The sequence below is a fragment of the Sphingobium sp. AS12 genome (assembly GCF_019097845.1).
Taxonomy (GTDB): Bacteria; Pseudomonadota; Alphaproteobacteria; order Sphingomonadales; family Sphingomonadaceae; genus Sphingobium.
The window spans coordinates 135,509-155,160 of sequence record NZ_JAHRGM010000085.1 but is presented as its reverse complement, the minus strand read 5'-3'; the positions used below and the strand labels follow the sequence as shown (position 1 = coordinate 155,160).

The 19,652-nt window shown below is 64.6% G+C and carries 21 protein-coding genes; all 21 read left to right on the top strand.

The genetic code is table 11. The annotated features are described in order from the left end of the window. Nucleotides 1–2: 2 nt before the first annotated feature. The 21 genes from fliF to KRZ98_RS22825 all read left to right on the top strand — a co-directional run bounded on the left by fliF (nucleotide 3) and on the right by KRZ98_RS22825 (nucleotide 19,612). Nucleotides 3–1,751 (top strand): flagellar basal-body MS-ring/collar protein FliF, encoded by a 1,749-nt coding sequence (fliF, locus tag KRZ98_RS22925; RefSeq protein ID WP_217675485.1) that lies wholly within the window; start codon nucleotides 3–5, stop codon nucleotides 1,749–1,751. Beyond that, the gene (gene fliG, locus KRZ98_RS22920; protein ID WP_217675484.1) at nucleotides 1,744–2,760 is read left to right on the top strand and encodes a flagellar motor switch protein FliG; all 1,017 of its coding nucleotides are present in this window, start codon (nucleotides 1,744–1,746) and stop codon (nucleotides 2,758–2,760) included. The genes fliF and fliG overlap by 8 nt, the downstream gene beginning before the upstream one ends. After that, nucleotides 2,747–3,394, top strand: coding sequence for a FliH/SctL family protein (locus tag KRZ98_RS22915; protein ID WP_217675483.1), 648 nt, complete (start codon nucleotides 2,747–2,749; stop codon nucleotides 3,392–3,394). Before fliG ends, KRZ98_RS22915 begins: the two co-directional genes overlap by 14 nt. After that, entirely contained in the window at nucleotides 3,391–4,719 is a 1,329-nt protein-coding gene (locus tag KRZ98_RS22910) for a FliI/YscN family ATPase (protein ID WP_217675482.1), read from the top strand. The genes KRZ98_RS22915 and KRZ98_RS22910 overlap by 4 nt, the downstream gene beginning before the upstream one ends. Then, entirely contained in the window at nucleotides 4,716–5,141 is a 426-nt protein-coding gene (locus tag KRZ98_RS22905; RefSeq protein ID WP_217675481.1) for a hypothetical protein, read from the top strand. Before KRZ98_RS22910 ends, KRZ98_RS22905 begins: the two co-directional genes overlap by 4 nt. Nucleotide 5,142: 1 nt before the next feature. Continuing rightward, nucleotides 5,143–7,092 carry a flagellar hook-length control protein FliK gene (locus tag KRZ98_RS22900; RefSeq protein ID WP_217675480.1) on the top strand — a complete coding sequence of 650 codons (1,950 nt, stop codon included), beginning with the start codon at nucleotides 5,143–5,145 and terminating at the stop codon, nucleotides 7,090–7,092. A gap of 27 nt (nucleotides 7,093–7,119) precedes the next feature. Continuing rightward, nucleotides 7,120–7,740, top strand: a complete 621-nt coding sequence (gene fliL, locus KRZ98_RS22895; RefSeq protein WP_217675479.1) for a flagellar basal body-associated protein FliL — start codon at nucleotides 7,120–7,122, stop codon at nucleotides 7,738–7,740. Between the two features lie 51 nt (nucleotides 7,741–7,791). Further along, nucleotides 7,792–8,676, top strand: coding sequence for a flagellar motor switch protein FliM (locus tag KRZ98_RS22890; RefSeq protein WP_217675478.1), 885 nt, complete (start codon nucleotides 7,792–7,794; stop codon nucleotides 8,674–8,676). Further along, the gene (fliN, locus tag KRZ98_RS22885) at nucleotides 8,673–9,008 is read left to right on the top strand and encodes a flagellar motor switch protein FliN (protein ID WP_119749112.1); all 336 of its coding nucleotides are present in this window, start codon (nucleotides 8,673–8,675) and stop codon (nucleotides 9,006–9,008) included. Before KRZ98_RS22890 ends, fliN begins: the two co-directional genes overlap by 4 nt. An 85-nt stretch (nucleotides 9,009–9,093) precedes the next feature. Beyond that, a complete protein-coding gene (locus KRZ98_RS22880; RefSeq protein ID WP_037490358.1) occupies nucleotides 9,094–9,357 on the top strand; it encodes a flagellar biosynthetic protein FliO in 264 nt (87 codons plus the stop codon). Next, entirely contained in the window at nucleotides 9,338–10,216 is an 879-nt protein-coding gene (fliP, locus tag KRZ98_RS22875) for a flagellar type III secretion system pore protein FliP (protein WP_302849144.1), read from the top strand. The genes KRZ98_RS22880 and fliP overlap by 20 nt, the downstream gene beginning before the upstream one ends. Nucleotides 10,217–10,368: 152 nt before the next feature. Next, complete coding sequence (gene fliQ / locus KRZ98_RS22870; RefSeq protein ID WP_017182874.1) at nucleotides 10,369–10,641, top strand: flagellar biosynthesis protein FliQ; 273 nt, start codon at nucleotides 10,369–10,371, stop codon at nucleotides 10,639–10,641. Beyond that, nucleotides 10,638–11,420, top strand: a complete 783-nt coding sequence (gene fliR, locus KRZ98_RS22865) for a flagellar biosynthetic protein FliR (RefSeq protein WP_217675477.1) — start codon at nucleotides 10,638–10,640, stop codon at nucleotides 11,418–11,420. Before fliQ ends, fliR begins: the two co-directional genes overlap by 4 nt. Before the next feature lie 3 nt (nucleotides 11,421–11,423). Beyond that, nucleotides 11,424–12,560, top strand: a complete 1,137-nt coding sequence (flhB, locus tag KRZ98_RS22860) for a flagellar type III secretion system protein FlhB (RefSeq protein ID WP_217675476.1) — start codon at nucleotides 11,424–11,426, stop codon at nucleotides 12,558–12,560. An 8-nt stretch (nucleotides 12,561–12,568) separates the two neighbouring features. Continuing rightward, nucleotides 12,569–13,708, top strand: coding sequence for a glycosyltransferase family 87 protein (locus KRZ98_RS22855; RefSeq protein WP_217675475.1), 1,140 nt, complete (start codon nucleotides 12,569–12,571; stop codon nucleotides 13,706–13,708). Nucleotides 13,709–13,769: 61 nt separating this feature from the next. Beyond that, on the top strand, nucleotides 13,770–14,231 hold the full coding sequence (locus KRZ98_RS22850) for a hypothetical protein (RefSeq protein WP_217675474.1): 462 nt from the start codon (nucleotides 13,770–13,772) through the stop codon (nucleotides 14,229–14,231). A gap of 79 nt (nucleotides 14,232–14,310) precedes the next feature. Further along, nucleotides 14,311–15,714 carry a flagellar filament capping protein FliD gene (gene fliD / locus KRZ98_RS22845; RefSeq protein ID WP_217675473.1) on the top strand — a complete coding sequence of 468 codons (1,404 nt, stop codon included), beginning with the start codon at nucleotides 14,311–14,313 and terminating at the stop codon, nucleotides 15,712–15,714. Between the two features lie 17 nt (nucleotides 15,715–15,731). After that, on the top strand, nucleotides 15,732–16,127 hold the full coding sequence (gene fliS / locus KRZ98_RS22840) for a flagellar export chaperone FliS (RefSeq protein WP_119749100.1): 396 nt from the start codon (nucleotides 15,732–15,734) through the stop codon (nucleotides 16,125–16,127). A 238-nt stretch (nucleotides 16,128–16,365) separates the two neighbouring features. Continuing rightward, a complete protein-coding gene (locus KRZ98_RS22835; protein WP_217675472.1) occupies nucleotides 16,366–17,562 on the top strand; it encodes an aspartate aminotransferase family protein in 1,197 nt (398 codons plus the stop codon). A 138-nt stretch (nucleotides 17,563–17,700) separates the two neighbouring features. Further along, complete coding sequence (argF, locus tag KRZ98_RS22830; RefSeq protein ID WP_217675471.1) at nucleotides 17,701–18,627, top strand: ornithine carbamoyltransferase; 927 nt, start codon at nucleotides 17,701–17,703, stop codon at nucleotides 18,625–18,627. A gap of 19 nt (nucleotides 18,628–18,646) precedes the next feature. Beyond that, on the top strand, nucleotides 18,647–19,612 hold the full coding sequence (locus tag KRZ98_RS22825) for an Hsp33 family molecular chaperone HslO (protein ID WP_217675470.1): 966 nt from the start codon (nucleotides 18,647–18,649) through the stop codon (nucleotides 19,610–19,612). Nucleotides 19,613–19,652: the final 40 nt, after the last annotated feature.

The window sequence follows — 19,652 nt, the reverse complement described above, 5'->3', positions numbered from 1 at the left end:
CCATGAGCGAGAACGCACTCACCCTCGATGGCGGCGCTGCCGCCCGGCCCGCCCTCCCGACGACGGCTTCCTCCGGCTATGGATCGGCCAAGGGGATCGACGCGCTTCGGGCGCGGATCACCGGCTTCATGAAGCAGCCTGCCGTGGCGAAGAGCCTGCCGCTACTTGGCCTGTTCGGCGTCCTTGCCGTCGCTGGCCTCGCCTGGATGGCGCTGCGCGAACCGCCGCAGCGTGACCTGTTCCGTGGCCTGCCCGATACCGACAAGTCGGCGGTCGCACAGATCCTCGACCAGAACGGCATCCCCTACGACTTCGACAATAGCGGCGCGATGACCGTGGGGGAGGGCGATTATTTCAAGGCGAAGATGATGCTCGCCGCGCAAGGCCTGCCCAAGAGCGCGCCCGACGGCAACAGCATGATCGACAGCCTGCCCATGGGCGCCAGTCGCGCGGTCGAGGGCGAAAAATTACGTTCCGCCCGCGAAATGGACCTCGCGCGCACGATCGAAGCGATCGACAGCGTCGAAAGCGCCAAGGTTCACTTGGCCGTCGAACCGCCCAGCGTATTCCTGCGCGACCGGGCCAAGCCCACCGCGTCGGTCATGCTGCGCCTCGCCAATGGCCGCACCCTTACCGATGCGCAGGTCAGCGCGATCGTCCATCTCGTCGCCTCGTCGGTTGCCGACCTGTCGCCCGACCAGATTTCGTTGGTCGACCAGAATGGCCGCCTGCTCAGCAAGAATGACAGCGACTCCGGCGATGATCGCCAGCTCACGATCCAGAACCGGATCGAGGACCGCTATCGCCAATCCGTTGTTGCGCTGCTCACCCCGATCCTGGGTGCCAATAATTTCTCGACCGAAGTCCATGCCGAACTCAATTTTGCCGAGCGGCAGGCGACCCGCGAGACCTATCCGCAGGACGAAGCCCGGCTTCGCACCGAACAGGGCACCTGGGCTTCCGACCCGCGTGGCCAAGGCACGGGCGAAGCATCGGGCATCCCCGGCGCGCTCAGCAATCAGGCACCCGTCAACCCGACGGTGACCCAGACCAATCCCAATGGTCAGGCCGTCCAGCAGGGCCAGACTGCCGCCGCGCAAACCCCTGGCACCCCGCCCAACCCGCTGCTCAAGACCGAAGAGACGTTCAACCGCAGCTTTGAACTGGGCCGTGAAGTGTCCGTGACCAAGGATGCGGTCGGCACCGTCAAGCGCCTGTCGGTCGCCGTGGCGCTCGACAATGCCCCCGACGGCAAGGCGCGCACGCCGCAGGAAATCGCCGCGCTCGAAGCACTTGTGAAAGGCGCGATCGGCTTCGACCAGGCCCGTGGCGACGTGGTGGCTCTGTCCTCGCGCAGCTTCCTCAAGACCGAAGAGGTAAAGCCCCAATGGTATGAAGCCGAATGGGTCTCGCCGCTGGTCCGCAACGTGTCGGCCCTGCTCGTCGCGCTGCTCGTCATCTTCGGCATCGGTCGCCCGCTCCTGAAGCGCCGCGCCGCAGCGCAGGAGGCGGTCGCCGCCGACACGGCCCAGAATGGCCAGCGCATCGGTCGCGAAATTTCGGGTGAACTGACCAAACAGGCGGTCGAGGCACCCGATCCAAGCCGCCCGATCACGCTCGATATGATCTCCTCCACCTATGACTATGCCCAGCGCGCCGACCTTATTCGCAACTTTGTGAAGCAGGATCCCGACCGCGCTGCCCTCGTCGTCCGCGACCTCCTGAAGGAGGGGAAGAAGGAAAATGCCTGAGATCGTTCCCGGTCGGCCAGAGGCGCTCAAGGGCAGCGCCGCCGCCGCCGTCCTGCTGATGCTGTTCGATGAGGATGAGGCCGCGCAGATACTGGCGCGTCTGGAACCTGAAGAAGTGCGCCAGCTGGGCTATGCCATGTATGACGTCGCCGATGTCGATCCTGAAGAGGTGAACGAGGCGCTCGACCATTTCGTGACCAAGGCCAAGAAGCGCACCACCATCGGCTATGGCGCGACCCGCCATATTCGCGGCGCGATGACCAAGGCCTTGGGTGAGGAACGGGCCGAAACCATCCTGGCGCGCATCACCCCGCCGACCCGCTCCACCCAGTTGGAAATGCTCAAATGGATGGATGCCAAGGAAATCGCGGCGCTGATCGAGGCGGAGCATCCGCAGATCATGGCGATCGTGCTGGCCCATCTCGAAGCGCCGATCGCCGCCGACGTGCTGCAATTGCTGCCGGTCGAATATCAGGAAGAAATTGTCTATCGCATCGCGACGCTTGGGCCCGTGTCGAACGAGGCGCTGGATGATCTGGAACAGCTGCTGCTGCGCGGTCCGGCCAAGAAGCAGGGCGCAGCATCCCAGCGCGGCGGCACGATCGAGGCCGCCGCGATCATGAACAATGTCCGCAAGGATAATGAGCAGCGGATCATGAAGGCGGTGGCCAAGCGCGACAAGATGATCGCCCAGACCATCGAGGAAGAGATGTTCGTGTTCGATAACCTTATCGACATGGATGAAAAGAATCTCGGCACGCTGATGCGCACCGTCGACAGCGCCGTGCTGGTTGTTGCGCTCAAGGGCGTCAACGACCTGCTCAAGGGCAAGATCTTCAGCTGCATGTCCGCCCGCGCGGCGCAGTCGATCGCTGACGAGATTGAGGAACGCGGCCCGATCCGCCTCGCTGAAGTGATCGACGCACAGAAACTCATCATCGCCACCGCGCGCCGCATGGCCGACGCCGGCACCATCATGCTGGGTGGCAAGGGGAATGACTTTGTCTAAAATCTGGGGTGCAGAGGCAGTGCAGGATGTCGCGCCGGTCTCGATGACGGGCGTGCGCCAGGTGGAAAAGGGCGGCTTCCGCAGCCTCTACACCTCGATCCCCGGTCAGCACACCGCGACGATGCGCCATGGCGTCATCGAGATGGAGGCAGAGGCCGATCCGATGGAGGAGGCCCGGATGGAAGCCTTCACCATGGGTTTCGACGAAGGCTGCCGTATCACCGCCCAGACCCATGCTGACGCGACGCAAGCGCATGACCGCCTGACCCAGTCGCTGGAAATGCTCAGCCCCGCGCCCAGCGGCATGTTGTCCACCATGCTCTCCGCCACCGTCGTCCGTCTGGTCGAACAGATTGTCGGCGAAGTGGAGATCGACATCGAACGGCTGGTGCAGCGCTGCGACACCGTTGCCGCCTTTATCGAGGATAATCAGGGCAAGAGCGCCCTTCACCTCCATCCCGACGACATCGCCCTGCTCGAAGGCGAATCGATCGGCGTATCGCTGGTTCCCGACAAGGCGTTGCACCGCGGCTGCGTGCGGCTCGAAACCGCCGATGGCTGGGTCGAGGATGGCCCGGACGTCCGCCTAGCCCGCCTGCGCGCGCTGATGGACGATATGGAGGGCAAGCCTTGATCCGCGCGGCGCTGGCCCAGGCCGAAACCCTGTTCGACCATCTCCAGGTCCAGAACCGCCAGCCCCGCCGGGTTGGCCGATTGGTCAGCCATGATGCCGGGATGCTCGAAGTCACCGGCTTTCGCCGTCCGATCGGCTCTGGCGCGCGCGTCATGGCCAGCGACGGCTCCATATGCCGTGCCGAAGTCGTCGGCTTTCGCGGCGATCGCACCCTGCTGGTCCCGCTCGATGCCGACGCGCCGCTGGAAAACGGCATCCGCGTCGAACCGGACAGCCAGGCGAACATGGTGCAGGTCGGTGAAGGGCTGATCGGCCGCGTGGTCGATGCCATGGGTCAGCCCTTGGATCGCAAGGGACCGATCATCGCGGGCGGCGTCTGGCCACTGAACGGCGTCAAGGGCAATGTCCTCGACCGGGGCCGGGTCACCGAACCCTTCGATCTTGGCGTCCGCGCCGTCAACGCGCTGCTGACCGCCGGGCGCGGCCAGCGTATCGCTATCATCGCCGGGTCCGGCGTCGGCAAATCCGTGCTGATGGGCCAGATGATCGCCGGAGCCGAAGCCGATGTCGTCGTTGTCGGCCTGATCGGCGAGCGTGGCCGCGAAGTCAGCGATTTCCTCGAAACCAAACTCAAGCACACGATGCACAAGAGCATCGTCGTCGCTGTCCCTGCCGATCATCCCCCGGTGCTGCGCCTGCGCGCCGCTGCGCGGGCCACCGCGATCGCTGAATATTTCCGCGCCCGTGGCAAGAAGGTGCTGCTGCTGATCGACAGCCTGACCCGCTGCGCCCATGCCCAGCGCGAAATCGGCCTGGCGCTTGGCGAACCGCCCGCAATGAAAGGCTATCCGCCCTCCGCCCTTGCGCTCATCCCGCGCCTTGTCGAAAGGGCAGGGGTGGACGCCCGCACCGGCGGATCGATCACTGCGCTCTACACCGTGCTGGCCGATGGCGACGATACTGACGATCCGATCGTCGATGCCGCCCGTGCCATTGTCGATGGCCATTTCGTCCTGTCGCGTCATCTGTCCGAACAGGCGATCTTCCCCGCCATCGACATCGGCAAATCGCTCTCGCGCGTCATGGCCGACGTCGTGCCGGACGAGCATCGCATGGCGGCGGCTAATTATCGCCGCCTCTGGGCCGCCTATGAGGAAAATCGCGATCTCATCCTGATGGGTGCCTATCGCCCCGGCAATGATCCGGTGATCGACGAAGCCGTCCAGCGCCGTCAGGAAATTCTCGACTTCATCCGGCAGGACCAGAAAAGCCGCATCGACCTCGACACCAGCGCCTCCGCACTCGTCGCGAGCTTTGGCGCATGAAGGGTCTCGTCAATCGTCGCCAGCGCGTACTGCGCGTGCGTCATGTCCAGCACGCCATGGCCGTCGCCGAAACCGCACGCGCCCGTGACGAGGCCGATGGCCTCGCCCGCAATATCGAGCGCCTCAACAAGGTGCGCGGCGAATTGTTCGAGACCGAAGGGGCCGCCACCGGCGCGTCTTTTGCCGCGATGCAGGAACTTGCCACCCGCCTTGAACAGGCCGGACGGCAGCTTGATGGCGCCCTTTATGACGCCCGGCGCAAGGTGGAGGCCAAAGAAGGCATGACTCTTGCAGCGAACCGCGAGAAGGAAATCGCCACCCGCCTCAAGGACCGCGCCCGCGCGACCCTGGAGGAGTGGCGCGAAAACAAGCTGGCAGCGCTGCCGCGCTATCGCCGGATGCAGCGGAACGGGGAAGCCTGACATGAATATGATCGCCAGCCTCAAGGCGCTACTCTTCGCCACCACGCCACTCGGCACCGGCAAGGATGCGCCCGCCGCGACACCCGATGGCGCGCCCGACTTCTCCGCGATGATGAACGCCGCCACCGCTGCGCCGGTCGCCATGCCCGCTACCGCACCTGACATGAGTGACCATGCGCCTCTGCCAGATGCCCCTGCCACGGATGCCGCTGTCCCGACCGACAACGAAGCCCTGCCACTCCCGACCGCTGCGCCGCCCTTCACGCCGACCCAAAGCGCCCCGATCGCCGCCGCGCCGAAGCCGCTAACGCAAAGCCCGCTGTCCATCACGCCGCCCCCGGCCCAGCCTGGGGCAGAGCCAGCAGAGGAGGCCGAACCGGCCCATAGCGCCGAACAGGCCGAGCCGCTCACACAGCGCCCCGATGACCTGCCAACAGCCATTGGCTCGGTGGCGCAGCTTCTCGCCGCATCGCACATCATCCCCGCTGACGGGGCAGTTACTGCGCCCCCGCCAGCCCCGGCCCTCCCGGTGGAGAGCGACCCCGCGCCCGGCAAACCGGCGTCCAAGGCGCAACATCATGCAGCCCCGGCCCAGGTCGCGCCCTCGCCGGTCGCACCCGCCGCGCCATCCGACACGGCTCCCGTGACGGACCCGGAGCCTGCATCGCCCGACGCCGAACCGGAGCGCCCCGAACAGTCCGTCCTCGCGCCCCCGCCGCCCGCCATAGTGATGACGCCGCCTGCCACCCCCGAAGAGCCATCCCCCGCCGCACCGCGTGTTGCGTCCCGCGCTACGGTCCAGACGGCCGCCGTGCCGGTGGCGCTGGGCCAGGCTGGCGCGACGGATCAGCAATCCTTTGTAAATGCCGACTTGAACCAGGCCGCGCCGCCTACTGCACAACCCATTGATATCACCCCCGCGCCAGCCCCGGTCGTCAACCCCATTCCGACGCAGGCTGCGCCCGTCGCTGCGGAATCGCCTGACATCCGGCTTGCCCCAGCCCCGGTCGCACCCGCCCCAGCGCAGGCTGCTCCGGTCGCGCCCGCGTCCCAGCCGCTCGGCACCCCGGCGATCGCCGCGCCTGCCGCACCGATCGCGCAGCCAGCGCAGCCTGAAGCCGCACCGGACCCAGCCCCGATCGCAACACCCGTCACCATGTCCAGCTCAGTGTCGGCCAAGGCGGAAGCCCTGTCGCTGCTCCAGTTCGCGCGCCAGCACATGACCCGGCATCCCGCAGCTGCGCCTGTGTCTGAAAGCAGCACGGCCCCCACCGAGGCCGTCCTTGCCCCGACAACGGACGCGATTACCAAAGCCACTGAACCGGTCGCCCCCGCGACCGTTTCGCCAACGCTGACGACCCAGACTGCCGCCCCAGCGCTCCCCATCGTCAATCTCTCCGCCACCCTTGGCGCGCAGGTCGTCGACATGGGCGTGTCGGGCCAGTGGATTGACGGGCTGGCCCGCGACATTGCGGGCCTGTCCGCCAATGGCGCGCAGGGCCGATTCCAGATCAGCAGCGACCAGCTTGGCCCGATCGACGTCAATATCCGCCAGGGCATTGATGGAGCCGCGGTCAGCCTGACTGTGTCCAGCGACATGGCCGAAGCCGCCTTGCGCCAGGATAGCGATCGGCTGCGCCTCGACGCGGGCCTGTCGGCGGTCCGCATCAGCGAGGTTAAGATTGAACGCGCCCCGCCGTCGGGCGACGCTGGTCGCTCCGACCAGTCGCCCCAGCAACAATCCGGCCAGCAGCAATCGGGCCAGCAAAACGGTCAGTCCGCCAACTGGCAGGGCGCGGGGCAGGGCATGGGCCAATCGCAGCAGCAGGGCCGCTGGCAGCCCCGCGAAAATATCGCACTCGCCCATAAAGCGGGTGGCGATCCTGCCGTTCTTAACCATGAGCAGACTGGCGACACCGCCAGCCAAGCCATCCGCGCGCGCTATGCGTGACCAGCGCTATCCTGGGGGATATGAACGATGAGCGACGAGCCGAAGGCCAAGAAGAAAAAAGGCGGGGGCATGAAAATGATCCTGCTGATCGTCATCGCCATGGTGGTTGGCGGCGCAGGCGCGGCCGGCGGCCTCTATGCCGCCGGTTTCTTCAGCCCCAAGGATGAAGGCCCAAAGATCGATCCCAATAAGCCCGTCCTGGTCCTGGCCGGAGAAAGCGCGGAGGAGATCGCCAAGGCCCATGCCGTCCCGCATGGCGAGGGCGCAGCAGCGGCCCATGGCGCGCATGGCAAGGGCATAGACCTGCCGGCGCCCGCGAACCCTGCCGCCTATCAGGCAAGCTATTTCCAGCTCCAGACCCCCTTCACGTCGAACATGTCCGACACGGACGCCTTCGCCCAGATTTCGGTCGCGGTATCGACCTATTATGACCTGCGCGTCATCGACGCGATCAAGACGCACGAGATGGCGATCCGCAGCCAGGTGTTGATGATGCTCGCCCAGCAGCCGGAAGAGACCTTGTCCACCCCGCAGGGCAAACAGATGCTCCAAAGCAAGATCAAGGGCATTATCAACGATATATTGAAGCAAAAAACGGGTTATGGCGGCGTTGATAACGTTTATTTTACCAATTTCGTTATTCAATAGGCCTGTCTGAAAGGTCGGGAAATCCCCTGACCCGAAGGGCAGGGGACCAAGATGGACGACGTTCAGACCTACGCCTTCGGGCGGGGGGAATCGCAGGCACCAATGATGCTGTCCGGGCTGGACCGGCTGGGCGAAAAGCTTGGCCGGCGCATCCGTGCCTTGGTGGAGCCGATCTGCGGCGTACGCCCGCAGGTGGAAGCGCAGGATGCGCAACTGCTCGACTTTGCCGCCTGGTCGGCCCAGGTGCCGCCCTTCACCAGCATTTCCATCTACCGCATGTCCCCGCTCAAGGGGCAGGTGCTGCTGCGCATGGACGCGGCAATGATTTCCACCCTGGTCGACTGTTTCTATGGCGGCATCGGCAATCGCCCCTTGCCCCCGCGTGGCGAATTTACGCCGACCGAGGACCGGCTGATCGCCCGTCTGTCTGAATCCCTCCTCGCCCGCCTGGTCGAAACCTGGGCCGACATATTGCCGCTGGAACCGGCGCTGATCATGCGCGAAACCGGGGTCGGTTTTGCCGCCTCCGCCCAGCCGGGCGACCAGATGGTGGTCCAGCGTTTCATGATCAGCATCACTCGCGACCAGCTTTGGCCGGTTGATCTCGTCTTTCCGCTCGCCGCCTTGCGCGCCGTCGAGCCGTTGATGGGCACCAAACTGCCCGCCGACGATGAACAGAGCGACCCCGTCTGGCAGGCGCGTATCGCCCGCCGGATGCGCGACATCCGCCTGCCCGCCCGCACCGTGCTGGCCCGTCCCAACCTCTCGCTGGCGGAGCTGATGCAGCTCAAGGTCGGCGACGTCATTCCCGTGACCATCGGCCGCAGCCTGCCGCTGATCGTGGGCAACCGCATCGTCGCGCGCGGCAGCATCGGCGAACAGGATGGCCGCGCCGCCTTCCAGATTGAAAAGATTGTACAAGGACCCGACCAATGAGTGACATGAGCGAAGCCCCCCGCATGGAGCGTGGAGAAGATCCGGTCGGGCGGATGACCAATAACCACCAGTTCAAGCTGCTGGCCGACATTCCTGTGCGCATGTCGGTGGAGGTCGGCTCCACCTCGCTGCGCCTGGCCGAAGTCATGGATCTGGCCGAAGGCTCGATCGTCGAACTGGACCGGCAGGCCGACGATCTGCTCGACATCATGGTCAATGGCGCGCTGATCGCCAAGGGTGAGGTGGTGACCGTCAATGGTCGCTATGGCATCCGCATCATCGACATTGCCGCAACCGAAAACCGGCTGGCGGGCATCGAACGGCGCGGTTGATCGCACGCATCGGATTTTACGCTTGCCTTGGGCGACGAAACTGCGGAACGCAGGGCATTAACCATAATCTGCGGGCGGCTTCATGATGGTCTGGTATTTCGTCAAATTGCTGATCCTCCTGCCGCTGGTGGGCGGCATGGCCTTTGGCGCGCTGTGGCTGTGGCGGAAATATCAGCCGGGCATGATCGGCGCACAGGGCGACCGTTCGCTCAAACTGCTCGAAGCCCTGCCGATGGGCGCGTTCGGCAAGCTTGCCGTCGTGGAGTTTGAGGGCAAGAAAATTCTCCTCTCGGTCACCCGCGGCCGCATCGAAAAAATCGCGGAAGGCGATGCCGTCCGTGTTCGCTGACTTGCTCCCGCTACCTGACAATCGTCACCCCGGCCTGGGCCGGAATGACGGGATTTGCGGAGCGCAAGCACAGCGTATCGGGATCAGAATTGCGCTGGCGCTGACGGCTGCCGTTCTTATCATCCTGCTCGTCACAACCCCCGCCTTTGCCCAGGCCGCACCCGCCGCGCCGGTTGACAATGGCGGCGCGCTGAGCCGGGCGATGGGCCAGATTTCGGGCGACGGTCGCTCGCTCTCGCTCAGCCTGCAAATCCTGATCCTCATGAGCTTGCTGACGGTGCTGCCGTCGCTCATCCTCATGATGACCAGCTTCACCCGCATCATCATCGTCCTGTCGCTGCTGCGGCAGGCGCTGGGGCTGCAACAGACCCCGCCCAATCAGGTGCTGCTGGGTCTCTCGCTGTTCCTCTCGCTCTTCGTGATGCGCCCCGCCATCGACGAGATCAACAAGCTGGCCTTCGACCCCTATGGCAAGGGCCAGATCACGATCGAGGAAGCGGTCGGCCGCTCGGGCAAGGTGCTGCACGGCTTCATGGCCAAGCAGACGCGCGAAAGCGATCTCAAGCTGTTTGCCGGTCTCGCCGAAGCCCCGCCTTTCCGCACATCCGCCGACATCCCCTTCACCATCCTGCTGCCCGCCTTCGTCACCAGCGAACTCAAGACCGCCTTCCAGATCGGCTTCATGATCTTCCTCCCCTTCCTCATCATCGACCTTGTCGTCGCCTCGACGCTCATGGCGCTGGGCATGATGATGCTGTCCCCAACCATCATCTCCATGCCCTTCAAGCTGCTCTTGTTCGTGCTGGTCGATGGCTGGGCGCTGACCATGGGGAGCTTGGCAGGGTCGTTCGCGACATGATTTGCGCCAATACCCAACCCCCGTTCGCCCTGAGCCTGTCGAAGGGTTCACCTGAGTGTAGCGAAGGTCCCGACCTCGCCTCCGCTCGGCAGAGGGCTTCGACTTCCCCCGGATCAAGTCCGGGGGCGAGCGGGTTGAGGATTTCCTGAAACATGGAAAACGCCGATTTCTTCATGGGCCTTGCCCAGCAGGCGCTCTGGATCACGGCACTGGCCGCCGCGCCCATCCTGCTGCCCGCGCTGGTGGCGGGTCTGGTGATCGGCATGGTGCAGGCCGCGACCTCGATCAACGAACAGACGTTGAGTTTCATTCCCAAGATCATCGTCGTGGGCGGGATGCTGGCCCTGTTCGGCGGATCGATCATGGTGCTGATCGCCGATTTCACCCGCGAGATTTTCGAGCGGATACCGGACCTGCTGCAATGATCGCACCGGGCTTTGCCGGGGTAGAGGCCCAATTATGGGTCTGGCTGATCGCCATGATCCGCCCCGGCGCGGCCTTCATTGCTGCCCCCGTATTCGGCGCCCCCGCCGTGCCGCTGCAACTGCGCCTGATCCTCAGCCTCGCGCTGGGTCTGGCCGCGCTCAACACCGTCACCATCACCCTGCCGCCCGATGGCATCGCCAGTTTTGAAGGCGTGATGATGGTCGCGGGCGAAGTGCTGGCAGGCCTCGCCATGGGCTTTGCGGTGCAGATCGGTTACGCCGCCGCCTTCGTCGCGGGGGAAACGATCGGCAACGCCATGGGCCTCAATTTCGCAGCGATGGTCGACCCGTCATCGGGGCAGGGGACACAGGTGGTGGGGCAGTTCCTCTCCATCCTAGCTACCTTCCTGCTGCTCGGCATGGACGGACATCTGCTGCTCGCGGGGTTCGTCGTCAAAAGCTATCAGGCGCTCCCTCCCGGCGCGGCGATGCTGTCCAACGATACGGTCTGGCATCTGGTCGAATTTGGCGGGGCGTTGTTGGGTGCGGGCGTCACCGTCGCGCTCCCGGTCGGCTTCGCGCTGGTGCTGGTGCAGATCGTCATGGGGATGCTGGCCCGCGCCGCCCCCTCGCTCAACCTGTTCGCCGTGGGTATGCCGATGGCGATGATGGCCGGCCTTGTCCTGCTGGCGATTGCCGCGCCGATCATGGGCGAAGGGCTGACCGTCGCGCTCAAGGCCGGTCTCGACCAAGCCCAGTCGATCGCGGAAGGGCGCTAGGCCATGGCGGACAGTCCCGGCGGCGGCGAAAAGACCGAAAAACCGACACAAAAGAAATTGCAGGATGCCGCCAAGAAGGGCGATATTCTCCAGTCGCGTGAACTGGGCACCGCGCTTGTGGTGATGGCTGGCATCGGCTGGCTGGCGGTGGCCGGGCCGTCGATGATCGATGCCTTGTCGGACATGCTGACCCAGGCGCTGCGCTTCCGGCGCGACGATATCGTCGATTTTTCCCCGGCCGAACGCGGGATGGACCTGCTGACCGGCATCGCCCTGCCGGTGGCCGGTGTGCTGCTGGCGACCTTCCTCGCCGCCATCGCCGCGCCCGCCCTGCTGGGGTCGCTTGGGTTCCGCCCCGGTGCCTTCGCGCCCAAGGCGTCGAAGATGAACCCCGGCGCGGGCCTCAAAAAAATGTTCGGCACCCAGGGTCTGATCGAGCTGCTCAAATCGATCGCCAAGGTCGGCCTGCTGGGCAGCATTGGCGTGTGGATGATCTGGGACCGGCTGACCGCGATCATCGGCCTCGGCAAGCAGGGCATTGCCCCCGCCATGGCAGACCTTAGCAATATGTTCATCCTCACCTGCCTGGTGATGGCGGGCGGGCTGTTCCTGATCGCAGGCATCGACGTGCCAGCGCAGATCATGCAGCGCGCCAAGCGGCTCGGCATGTCCAAGCAGGAAATCAAGGACGAGCATAAGGAAAGCGAAGGCTCGCCCGAACTCAAGGGCCAAATTCGTCGCCGCCAGTTTGAAATGCTCAACGGCTCCACCCGGCAGGCCGTGGCCGAAGCCAGCGTCATCATCACCAACCCGACCCATTTCGCCGTCGCACTGCGCTACAAGCCCGGCGTCGATGCCGCGCCGGTCGTGGTCGCGCGCGGCAGCGACGCGATCGCCGCCGCCATTCGCGAACTGGCCGACCAGAATGGCGTGACCGTCCTCCAATATCCCGAACTCGCCCGCGCCATCTACTTCACCTCGCGCGCTGGTCAGATCGTCAATGAAGGCCTCTATATGGCGGTCGCAACCGTGCTGGCCTTCGTATTCCGGGTCGAAAATCGCATGGCGAGCGAGATGGACCGTCCGTTCATCACCGTCCCCGACGACCTGCGCTTCGACGCCGACGGCAAGAAACGCTGACGAGCATCGTGGACAGGCTACGCTTGCTGTGGATCGGCGCTGGCCTGACGCTGCTGATCTTCGTCCCGGCCTATTGCCTCACACTTACCCTTGGCCCACCTATCCCGCGTGACGGCACCTCGCTCGTGGTGGGGCGTGATTTCCTCAACATCTGGATGTATGGCCGCGCCGCTTGGGAAGCTGACCCCGCCCGCTATTATGACATGCCAACCTATCTCGCGGCGCTCGGCTCCGTCGTGGGCGCTGGCTATCCCGGCCAGCTCTGGTCCTATCCCCCTGTGGCCCTGCTGATCGCCGCCCCTTTCGGCTTGCTCCCCTATCTCCCGGCGCTCCTGCTGTGGACCTCATTTGGCATTGTCGGCTTCGCTGTCGCCTTACGCCTGTGGACCCGCGACTGGCGGATCATCGCGCTGCTTCTGGCCGCGCCCGCTGCGCTGATCGGCATCATGTCGGGCCAGTTTGCCCTGCTTGCGACCGCCATCCTGCTCGCCGTGCTGCGTTGGCGCGAAAGTCGCCCCTGGCTGGCAGGCGCGCTGGTCGGCCTGCTGCTGGTCAAGCCACAACTGGCCCTGTTGATCCCACTGCTGTTCGTCGCGACCGGCAATTGGCGGGCCTTTGCCGCCGCTGCCCTGTCCAGCCTGACGCTGGCGGCGCTGGTCGCGCTGATCTGGGGCATCGACATCTGGCAGGTCTATATCGCCGCCGGGATCGCCAACCAGTCGCTGGTGTTGAGCGACCCTGATCATCTCGCCGGGCCGTTCATGCCTACACTGTTCATGAACCTGCGCGTTATCGGCGTCCCTGTCCCGGTCGCCACTGCGTTCCAGATGGCGCTGGCGCTGATCGCCGCCCTGCTGGTCTGGCGCCGCTTCCGCCAGCGCCCCGCATCCCACGACCTGCGCGCCAATCTTCTGTTCCTCGCCTGCGCCGTCTCGGCCACCCCATATATGCTTTCCTACGATACGCTCGCGCTTGCCGCCATGGCGGTGCTGGCGCTGGCGGCGGGGCAGGGGCGGATCGGGCCATTGCTTGCCTTCTTCCTCCCCCTGCTTCAGATCGTCGCTGGCATGGCTGGCGTGCCGGGACCGGGCCTTATCCCCATCCTTCTCGCGCTCCATCTGTCGCGAACGAAAAAACTGACTTGGTGAACTAAAGTTTAGCCGCTTTTGTCCGTAATCTCTTCATGGGGACGCATTATAATGGTGCGTCATGAGCGACTATGGTTCACGCAGCGAAGTATCGCCGATAGACAGGGCCGCATCGCGCGCGCTGTCCACGGTGCAGGCCGTCCCGCCTGCATCGTCGGGCCGATCGGATCGCGAGGCACCCGGCGCGCGTAGCGCCGCGCCGCAGATCGACCTTGCGTCGATCGACGAAGACGTCGCCAGCGCCGCCGAATATGCCAAGGTCCATGTCGAAATTGCCGACATATTGGCTGACCTGCGATCGGCCACCAATCCGCCCAGCGTCGAAGCCGCCGCGGGCGCCATCCAGGCGATGATGCCGGTGCCGATCATCCTGGTGCCTCTGCCGCCCGCGAGCAAGGAAGCGGTCGAACATGCCGCAGTCATCGCCCGGCGCATGGTCGAAAAGGCCGCCTATGCCCACCTCGCCCAGGGTTCGCCCAGCCGCGGCACGGTTGACCAGCTGCTCGCCTCCGCCAACGGATAATCCGTGCGGGTCATCCCGCGAAAATCATTCCTAAAGGTCTTGCCGCTAGCGCCGTTCTTTCCTCTGAAAGGACGGCGCAATGGCATCGGTCACCTCCAGTATCACCACCGCACTCGGCATCGGATCGGGCATCGACACCCAGTCGCTCGTTTCCAGCCTGGTTGCCGCCACGCGCGATCCCAAGGAAAAGGTGATCACCGATCGCCAGAGCCTGAACAGCGCGCGGATTTCCGCGCTGGCGTCGGCCTCCAGCTCGCTTGATACTTTTGCCGATGCGCTGACCACCCTCTTGTCCGGCACCGGCTACGCGGGCACGCCTGCGTCCAACGACACCAGCATTGCCTCGGTCAGCCTCCTGCCCGGCGGCGTGCCGACAGGATTGCCCGCCCAGCTGGAAGTGCAGCAACTCGCGTCCGCCCGCACTCTGGCCTCAACCCCGGTGTCCGGCGCGACGGCGGCCAGCGCGGTCGGAGAGGGTGAGTTGACGCTGACGGTTGGCGGTTCGACCGCTGCCATCACCATCACGGCCACCAACAACAGCTATACCGGCCTTGCTGCTGCCATCAACGCATCGGGGCTGGGCGTCACCGCATCGGTCGTTACCGACGTGCAGGGAACGCGGCTAGTGATGAAAGGCGCGACCGGCGCTGCCAATGATTTCTCGCTGACATCGGTCAGCGGCGTTGATCTTGCCGCCTTCGCCTGGGCTGGCGCCGACAGCGCGACCATGGTGTCGAAGGCCAGCCCGCAAAATGCGATCATCAAGCTTGACGGGGTGGAGCAGCATTATGCCACCAACACCATCGACACCGCGATCGCCAATCTGCGAATCGACCTCAACAAGGCCGCGCCCGGCACGACCGTCACGCTCGCGACGACCGAGCCGACGACGTCGATGCGCGACCTGATGGTCGAATTTGTCGACGCCTACAATACGCTGGTCAAGGCGCTGAACACGGCAACGGCGACCGGAGCGGACTCCTCGTCTGCCGGTGTGTTGAATGGCGAGGCGTCGATCCGCGACATGCGCCGCCAGCTCTCGGCAATGACCTCCACCGCGCTGTCGGCCACTGGCACTTACAAGACGCTGTCCGACATCGGCGTCGCCACCAATCGCGACGGCACGCTCAAACTTGATACCGACACGCTGGACAAGGCCATCGCGGCGGATCCTGCCGCGATTACGCAATTGCTGAACCCCACGGTCGCGTCGGCGACCAATCCGGGTCTGGCCGGGCTGATGGACAGTGTCAGGGACAAGATCCAGCTGAAGGATGGCGCATTTGTGCAGTCCCAGGCCAAATATAAGGCTTTGGCCGAAACGCTGACCGAGCAGCTGGAAAAGCTCGACACGCAAATGGCCAGCTACGAAGCGCAGCTGACCAGCGTCTATTCCAAGATGGAAACGCGGCTCACCGCGCTCAAGGCGACGCAGAGCTATCTCGATCAGCAGATTGAAATCTGGAACAACAGCGACAATTAATCGGGGACGCCAAGACGATGTTCTACAATCAGGGCTATGCAGGCAACACGGCGGCGCGGCGCTATGCGGCAGTCCATTCGGGCAGCCGGACCGAAGGCGCGACCCCTCATGCGCTGGTCAAGATCCTCTTCGACGAACTGCTGATCGCGATGGACGCTGCGGCACTGGCCGAACGCAATGGCGACCGGATGAAAGTGTCCGACAAGCAGGCGCGGGCGATGTCGATCCTCTTCGCGCTCGAATCGAGCCTCGACTTCGACAAGGGCGGCGACATTTCCGTGGGTTTGGCGCAAATCTACCGCGAAGCGCGTCGCCTGCTGCTGGTAGGGGCCAAGGAAAGGTCGGCAGAACCGGTCGATCAGGCGCGCGAACTGGTCGCGGAAATCGCCGACGCCTGGAACCAGATCGGGTAAGGCTCTTTGGGAATGTGCTGACGCACATTCGGCCGGTGCGGCATATAAAATGCGCTCTTTCGCGCATTTTCAAGGATACCAGCGCTGCCCGAATGGCCTGTGTTGCGGGGTTGCACCCCCAACATGGCGTCTGTATAGGCGATGCTCGCAAAGGGCGGCCCGGCGGGGGCCGCCTTTTTGCGTTGTACCACCAGTCCTTCATGCAAGGACGCGCATCAAGCCCAGAAAGGGAAGGCTCATGTCGATTACGCCGCTCATGCCCGTTTACCCCCGGTGCGATGTTCGTCCGGTGCGAGGCGAGGGGTGCCATCTGATCGGCGAGCGCGGTGAGCGCTATCTCGACTTTGCCAGCGGCATTGCGGTGAACCTGCTGGGTCATGGCCATCCCAAGCTGGTGAAGGCGATTGCCGATCAGGCCGCGACCCTGATGCATGTGTCCAACCTGTACGGGATGCCGCTGGGCGAAAAATTCGCGCAGAAACTGGTCGACACGACCTTTGCCGATACCGTGTTCTTCACCAATTCGGGCGCCGAAGCGGTGGAATGTGCGATCAAGACCGCGCGCCGCTATCATTATGTGAATGGGCAGCCGCACCGGCACAAGATCATCAGCTTCGACAATGCCTTTCACGGGCGGACGCTGGGGACGATCTCCGCTACCAGCCAGCCCAAGATGCGTGACGGGTTCGAACCGTTGCTGCCTGGCTTTACCGTGGTGCCGTTCAACGATCTGGACGCCGCGCTGGCGCAGATTGACGACAACACGGCGGGCTTCCTGCTGGAGCCGGTGCAGGGCGAAGGCGGCGTTACACCCGCGACCCATGAATTTCTGACCGGCCTGCGCAAGGCGTGCGACGAGCATGGCCTGCTGCTGATCCTGGATGAGGTCCAGTGCGGCTATGCCCGCACCGGCACCTTCTTCGCGCATGAGCAATATGGCATTACGCCCGACATCATGTCGGTCGCCAAGGGCATTGGCGCAGGCTTCCCGCTGGGCGCGTGCCTGGCGACCGAGGAAGCGGCCAAGGGCATGGTGTTCGGCACGCATGGCACCACATATGGCGGCAATCCGCTCGCCATGGCGGCGGGTCTGGCCGTGCTGGAAGAAGTCATGTCCGACGGGTTTATGGACCATGTGAAAGCGATCGGCGCACGCCTGCGCGCGGCGCTGGAACAGCTGATCCCCAACCATGACGGCCTGTTCCAGGATGTGCGCGGCATGGGCCTGATGCTGGGCGTGAAGCTGAGCGATACGGTGGAGGCGCGCAGCTTCGTCGCCCATCTGCGCGACCATCATGGCCTGCTGACCGTGTCGGCGGGACAGAATGTCGTCCGAATCCTGCCGCCGCTGGTGATTGACGAAAGCCATATTGCCGAATGTATCGAAAAGCTGTCCGCCGGCGCGCGCAGCTATGCGGAGGCCCAGGCGGCCTGATATCAAACTCCGTTCGCCCTGAGCGAAGTCGAAGGGTATCGCCGAGCGAAGCGAGGTGCCTTCACTTCGTTCAGGCGGGGGCTTCGATTTCGCTCTCCTGAGCATGTCGAAGGGCTGAACGGTTAAAAGGTGGTTCTGATGACCAGACATTTCCTGAACCTGTCCGACGCAGGCGGTGACGCCATCGCCGCGATGATTGCCGACGCCATCGACCGCAAGGCCGCGCGGGCCAGCTGGCCCAAGGGCCGCATCGACACTGATGCGCCACTCGCGGGTCACACGCTGGCGATGATCTTCGAGAAGAACTCGACCCGCACCCGCGTTTCCTTCGATATGGCGATCCGCCAGCTCGGCGGCACCTCACTGATTCTCGACGGCGCGACCAGCCAGCTGGGCCGGGGCGAGACGGTGGCGGACACCGCCCGCGTGCTGAGCCGCATGTGCGACGCGATCATGATCCGCACCGACGATCATGCCAAGATCGAGGAGATGGCCCATTACGCCACCGTCCCGGTCATCAACGGCCTCACTGACCTGTCGCATCCCTGCCAAATCGTCGCGGACCTGCTGACCGTGGTGGAACATGGGCTGGCGCTTCCCGGCAGCCAGTGGGCATGGCTTGGCGACGGTAACAACGTCCTGCATTCGATCATCGAAGCGGCGGGCCTGTTGAAGTTCGACGTCCGCATCGGCGTGCCGCAGGGCTATGATCCCGACCCGGCCTTCGCCGCGGCGGCGGAAAAACGGGGCGCACGCATCACCCTGACCCGCGATCCGGTCGCGGCAGTGGCGGGAGCCGACGTGGTCGTCACCGACACCTGGATTTCGATGGGCCAGTCCCATGCGGAAGAAAAACTGGCGGCGATGATGCCCTATCAGGTCACGCCTGCGCTGATGGCCGGTGCCAGGCCACAGGCCAAATTCCTCCACTGCCTGCCCGCCCATCGTGGCGAGGAAGTCGTCGCGGAGGTGATAGACGGCCCCCAGTCGCTGATCTGGGACGAGGCGGAAAACCGTATCCATGGCCAGAAGTCGGTCCTGCTCTGGGCGCTTGGAAAGCTTTAGAGCCGCCCTATATTCGGGCATGACATTCCTATCCGTCCCCGGCAAATGTCCGGGGGCGGATGGATCAAAAGGAACAAAGCTCCTGCCTTCCCCTATCGACCATGCCATCGGCTTCACCATCCCGTCGCGTCATGCGCGCGGGCGAATCGTGCGGATAGGTCCGGTGCTGGATCAGGTCTTGGCCGCCCATGCTTACCCCCCGCCGATCGAGCGTCTGCTGGCATCCGCGCTGGTGCTGGCGGCTCTCCTGGGTAGCACGCTTAAGCAGGCGGGCGGCCAGCTGACGCTGCAGGCGCAGACCGAAAATGGCGTCGTGCGGCTGCTGGTCGCGGACTATAAAAATGGCGAGCTGCGCGGCTATGCCAAGTTCGACGCCGACCGGCTGGCCGAGCTTGGTCCGGATCCGACGCTGTTCGGCCTGTTCGGCAAGGGCTATCTCGCCATCACCTTCGACCAGTCGGTCACCGGCGAACGCTATCAGGGCATCGTCCCGCTGGATGGCGAAACGCTGGCAGATGCGGCCGAGCAATATTTCTTCCAGTCCGAACAAATCCCCAGCATCATCCGCATGGGCACCCGTCACGACGCCGGGCAGGGCTGCATTGCCGGTGGCATGCTGATCCAGCATCTGCCCGAAGGCGAAGTGGGGCGTGAACGGCTGCATGTCCGCCACGATCACCCGAAATGGGAGCATGTCCAGGCATTGGGCATCACGCTGGGTAAGGCGGAACTGACCGACGAGACGCTGCCACTGACCGACATCGTCTGGCGCCTGTTCCATGAGGAACCGGAAGTGCGCGTCACTGATCCGTCGCCACTGGCCAAGGGGTGCCGTTGCGACATCGCTCATATTCGCGATGTCATCGGTCGCTTCCCGGCGGAGGAGCGGGTCGACATGGCGGACAGCGACGGCATTATCGGCGTCGATTGCGCCTTTTGCTCGCGTATCTTCCCGCTGGCGCTCGACAGTTTCACGACCCATTAGGCGCAATCATTTCGCTAACGATATTTGTAATTTGGGCAAG

Bases quoted from the DNA above. Each gene is read 5' to 3' on its own strand.
- KRZ98_RS22835 (WP_217675472.1), top strand. From the start codon at position 16,366: ATGTCGATTACGCCGCTCATGCCCGTTTACCCCCGGTGCGATGTTCGT.
- KRZ98_RS22890 (WP_217675478.1), top strand. From the start codon at position 7,792: ATGGACGACGTTCAGACCTACGCCTTCGGGCGGGGGGAATCGCAGGCA.
- fliR (WP_217675477.1), top strand. From the start codon at position 10,638: ATGATCGCACCGGGCTTTGCCGGGGTAGAGGCCCAATTATGGGTCTGG.
- argF (WP_217675471.1), top strand. From the start codon at position 17,701: ATGACCAGACATTTCCTGAACCTGTCCGACGCAGGCGGTGACGCCATC.
- fliD (WP_217675473.1), top strand. From the start codon at position 14,311: ATGGCATCGGTCACCTCCAGTATCACCACCGCACTCGGCATCGGATCG.
- KRZ98_RS22850 (WP_217675474.1), top strand. From the start codon at position 13,770: ATGAGCGACTATGGTTCACGCAGCGAAGTATCGCCGATAGACAGGGCC.
- flhB (WP_217675476.1), top strand. From the start codon at position 11,424: ATGGCGGACAGTCCCGGCGGCGGCGAAAAGACCGAAAAACCGACACAA.
- fliL (WP_217675479.1), top strand. From the start codon at position 7,120: ATGAGCGACGAGCCGAAGGCCAAGAAGAAAAAAGGCGGGGGCATGAAA.
- KRZ98_RS22915 (WP_217675483.1), top strand. From the start codon at position 2,747: ATGACTTTGTCTAAAATCTGGGGTGCAGAGGCAGTGCAGGATGTCGCG.
- KRZ98_RS22900 (WP_217675480.1), top strand. From the start codon at position 5,143: ATGAATATGATCGCCAGCCTCAAGGCGCTACTCTTCGCCACCACGCCA.
- fliF (WP_217675485.1), top strand. From the start codon at position 3: ATGAGCGAGAACGCACTCACCCTCGATGGCGGCGCTGCCGCCCGGCCC.
- KRZ98_RS22825 (WP_217675470.1), top strand. From the start codon at position 18,647: ATGACATTCCTATCCGTCCCCGGCAAATGTCCGGGGGCGGATGGATCA.
- fliP (WP_302849144.1), top strand. From the start codon at position 9,338: ATGCCGTCCGTGTTCGCTGACTTGCTCCCGCTACCTGACAATCGTCAC.
- fliN (WP_119749112.1), top strand. From the start codon at position 8,673: ATGAGTGACATGAGCGAAGCCCCCCGCATGGAGCGTGGAGAAGATCCG.
- KRZ98_RS22880 (WP_037490358.1), top strand. From the start codon at position 9,094: ATGGTCTGGTATTTCGTCAAATTGCTGATCCTCCTGCCGCTGGTGGGC.
- fliG (WP_217675484.1), top strand. From the start codon at position 1,744: ATGCCTGAGATCGTTCCCGGTCGGCCAGAGGCGCTCAAGGGCAGCGCC.
- KRZ98_RS22905 (WP_217675481.1), top strand. From the start codon at position 4,716: ATGAAGGGTCTCGTCAATCGTCGCCAGCGCGTACTGCGCGTGCGTCAT.
- fliQ (WP_017182874.1), top strand. From the start codon at position 10,369: ATGGAAAACGCCGATTTCTTCATGGGCCTTGCCCAGCAGGCGCTCTGG.
- fliS (WP_119749100.1), top strand. From the start codon at position 15,732: ATGTTCTACAATCAGGGCTATGCAGGCAACACGGCGGCGCGGCGCTAT.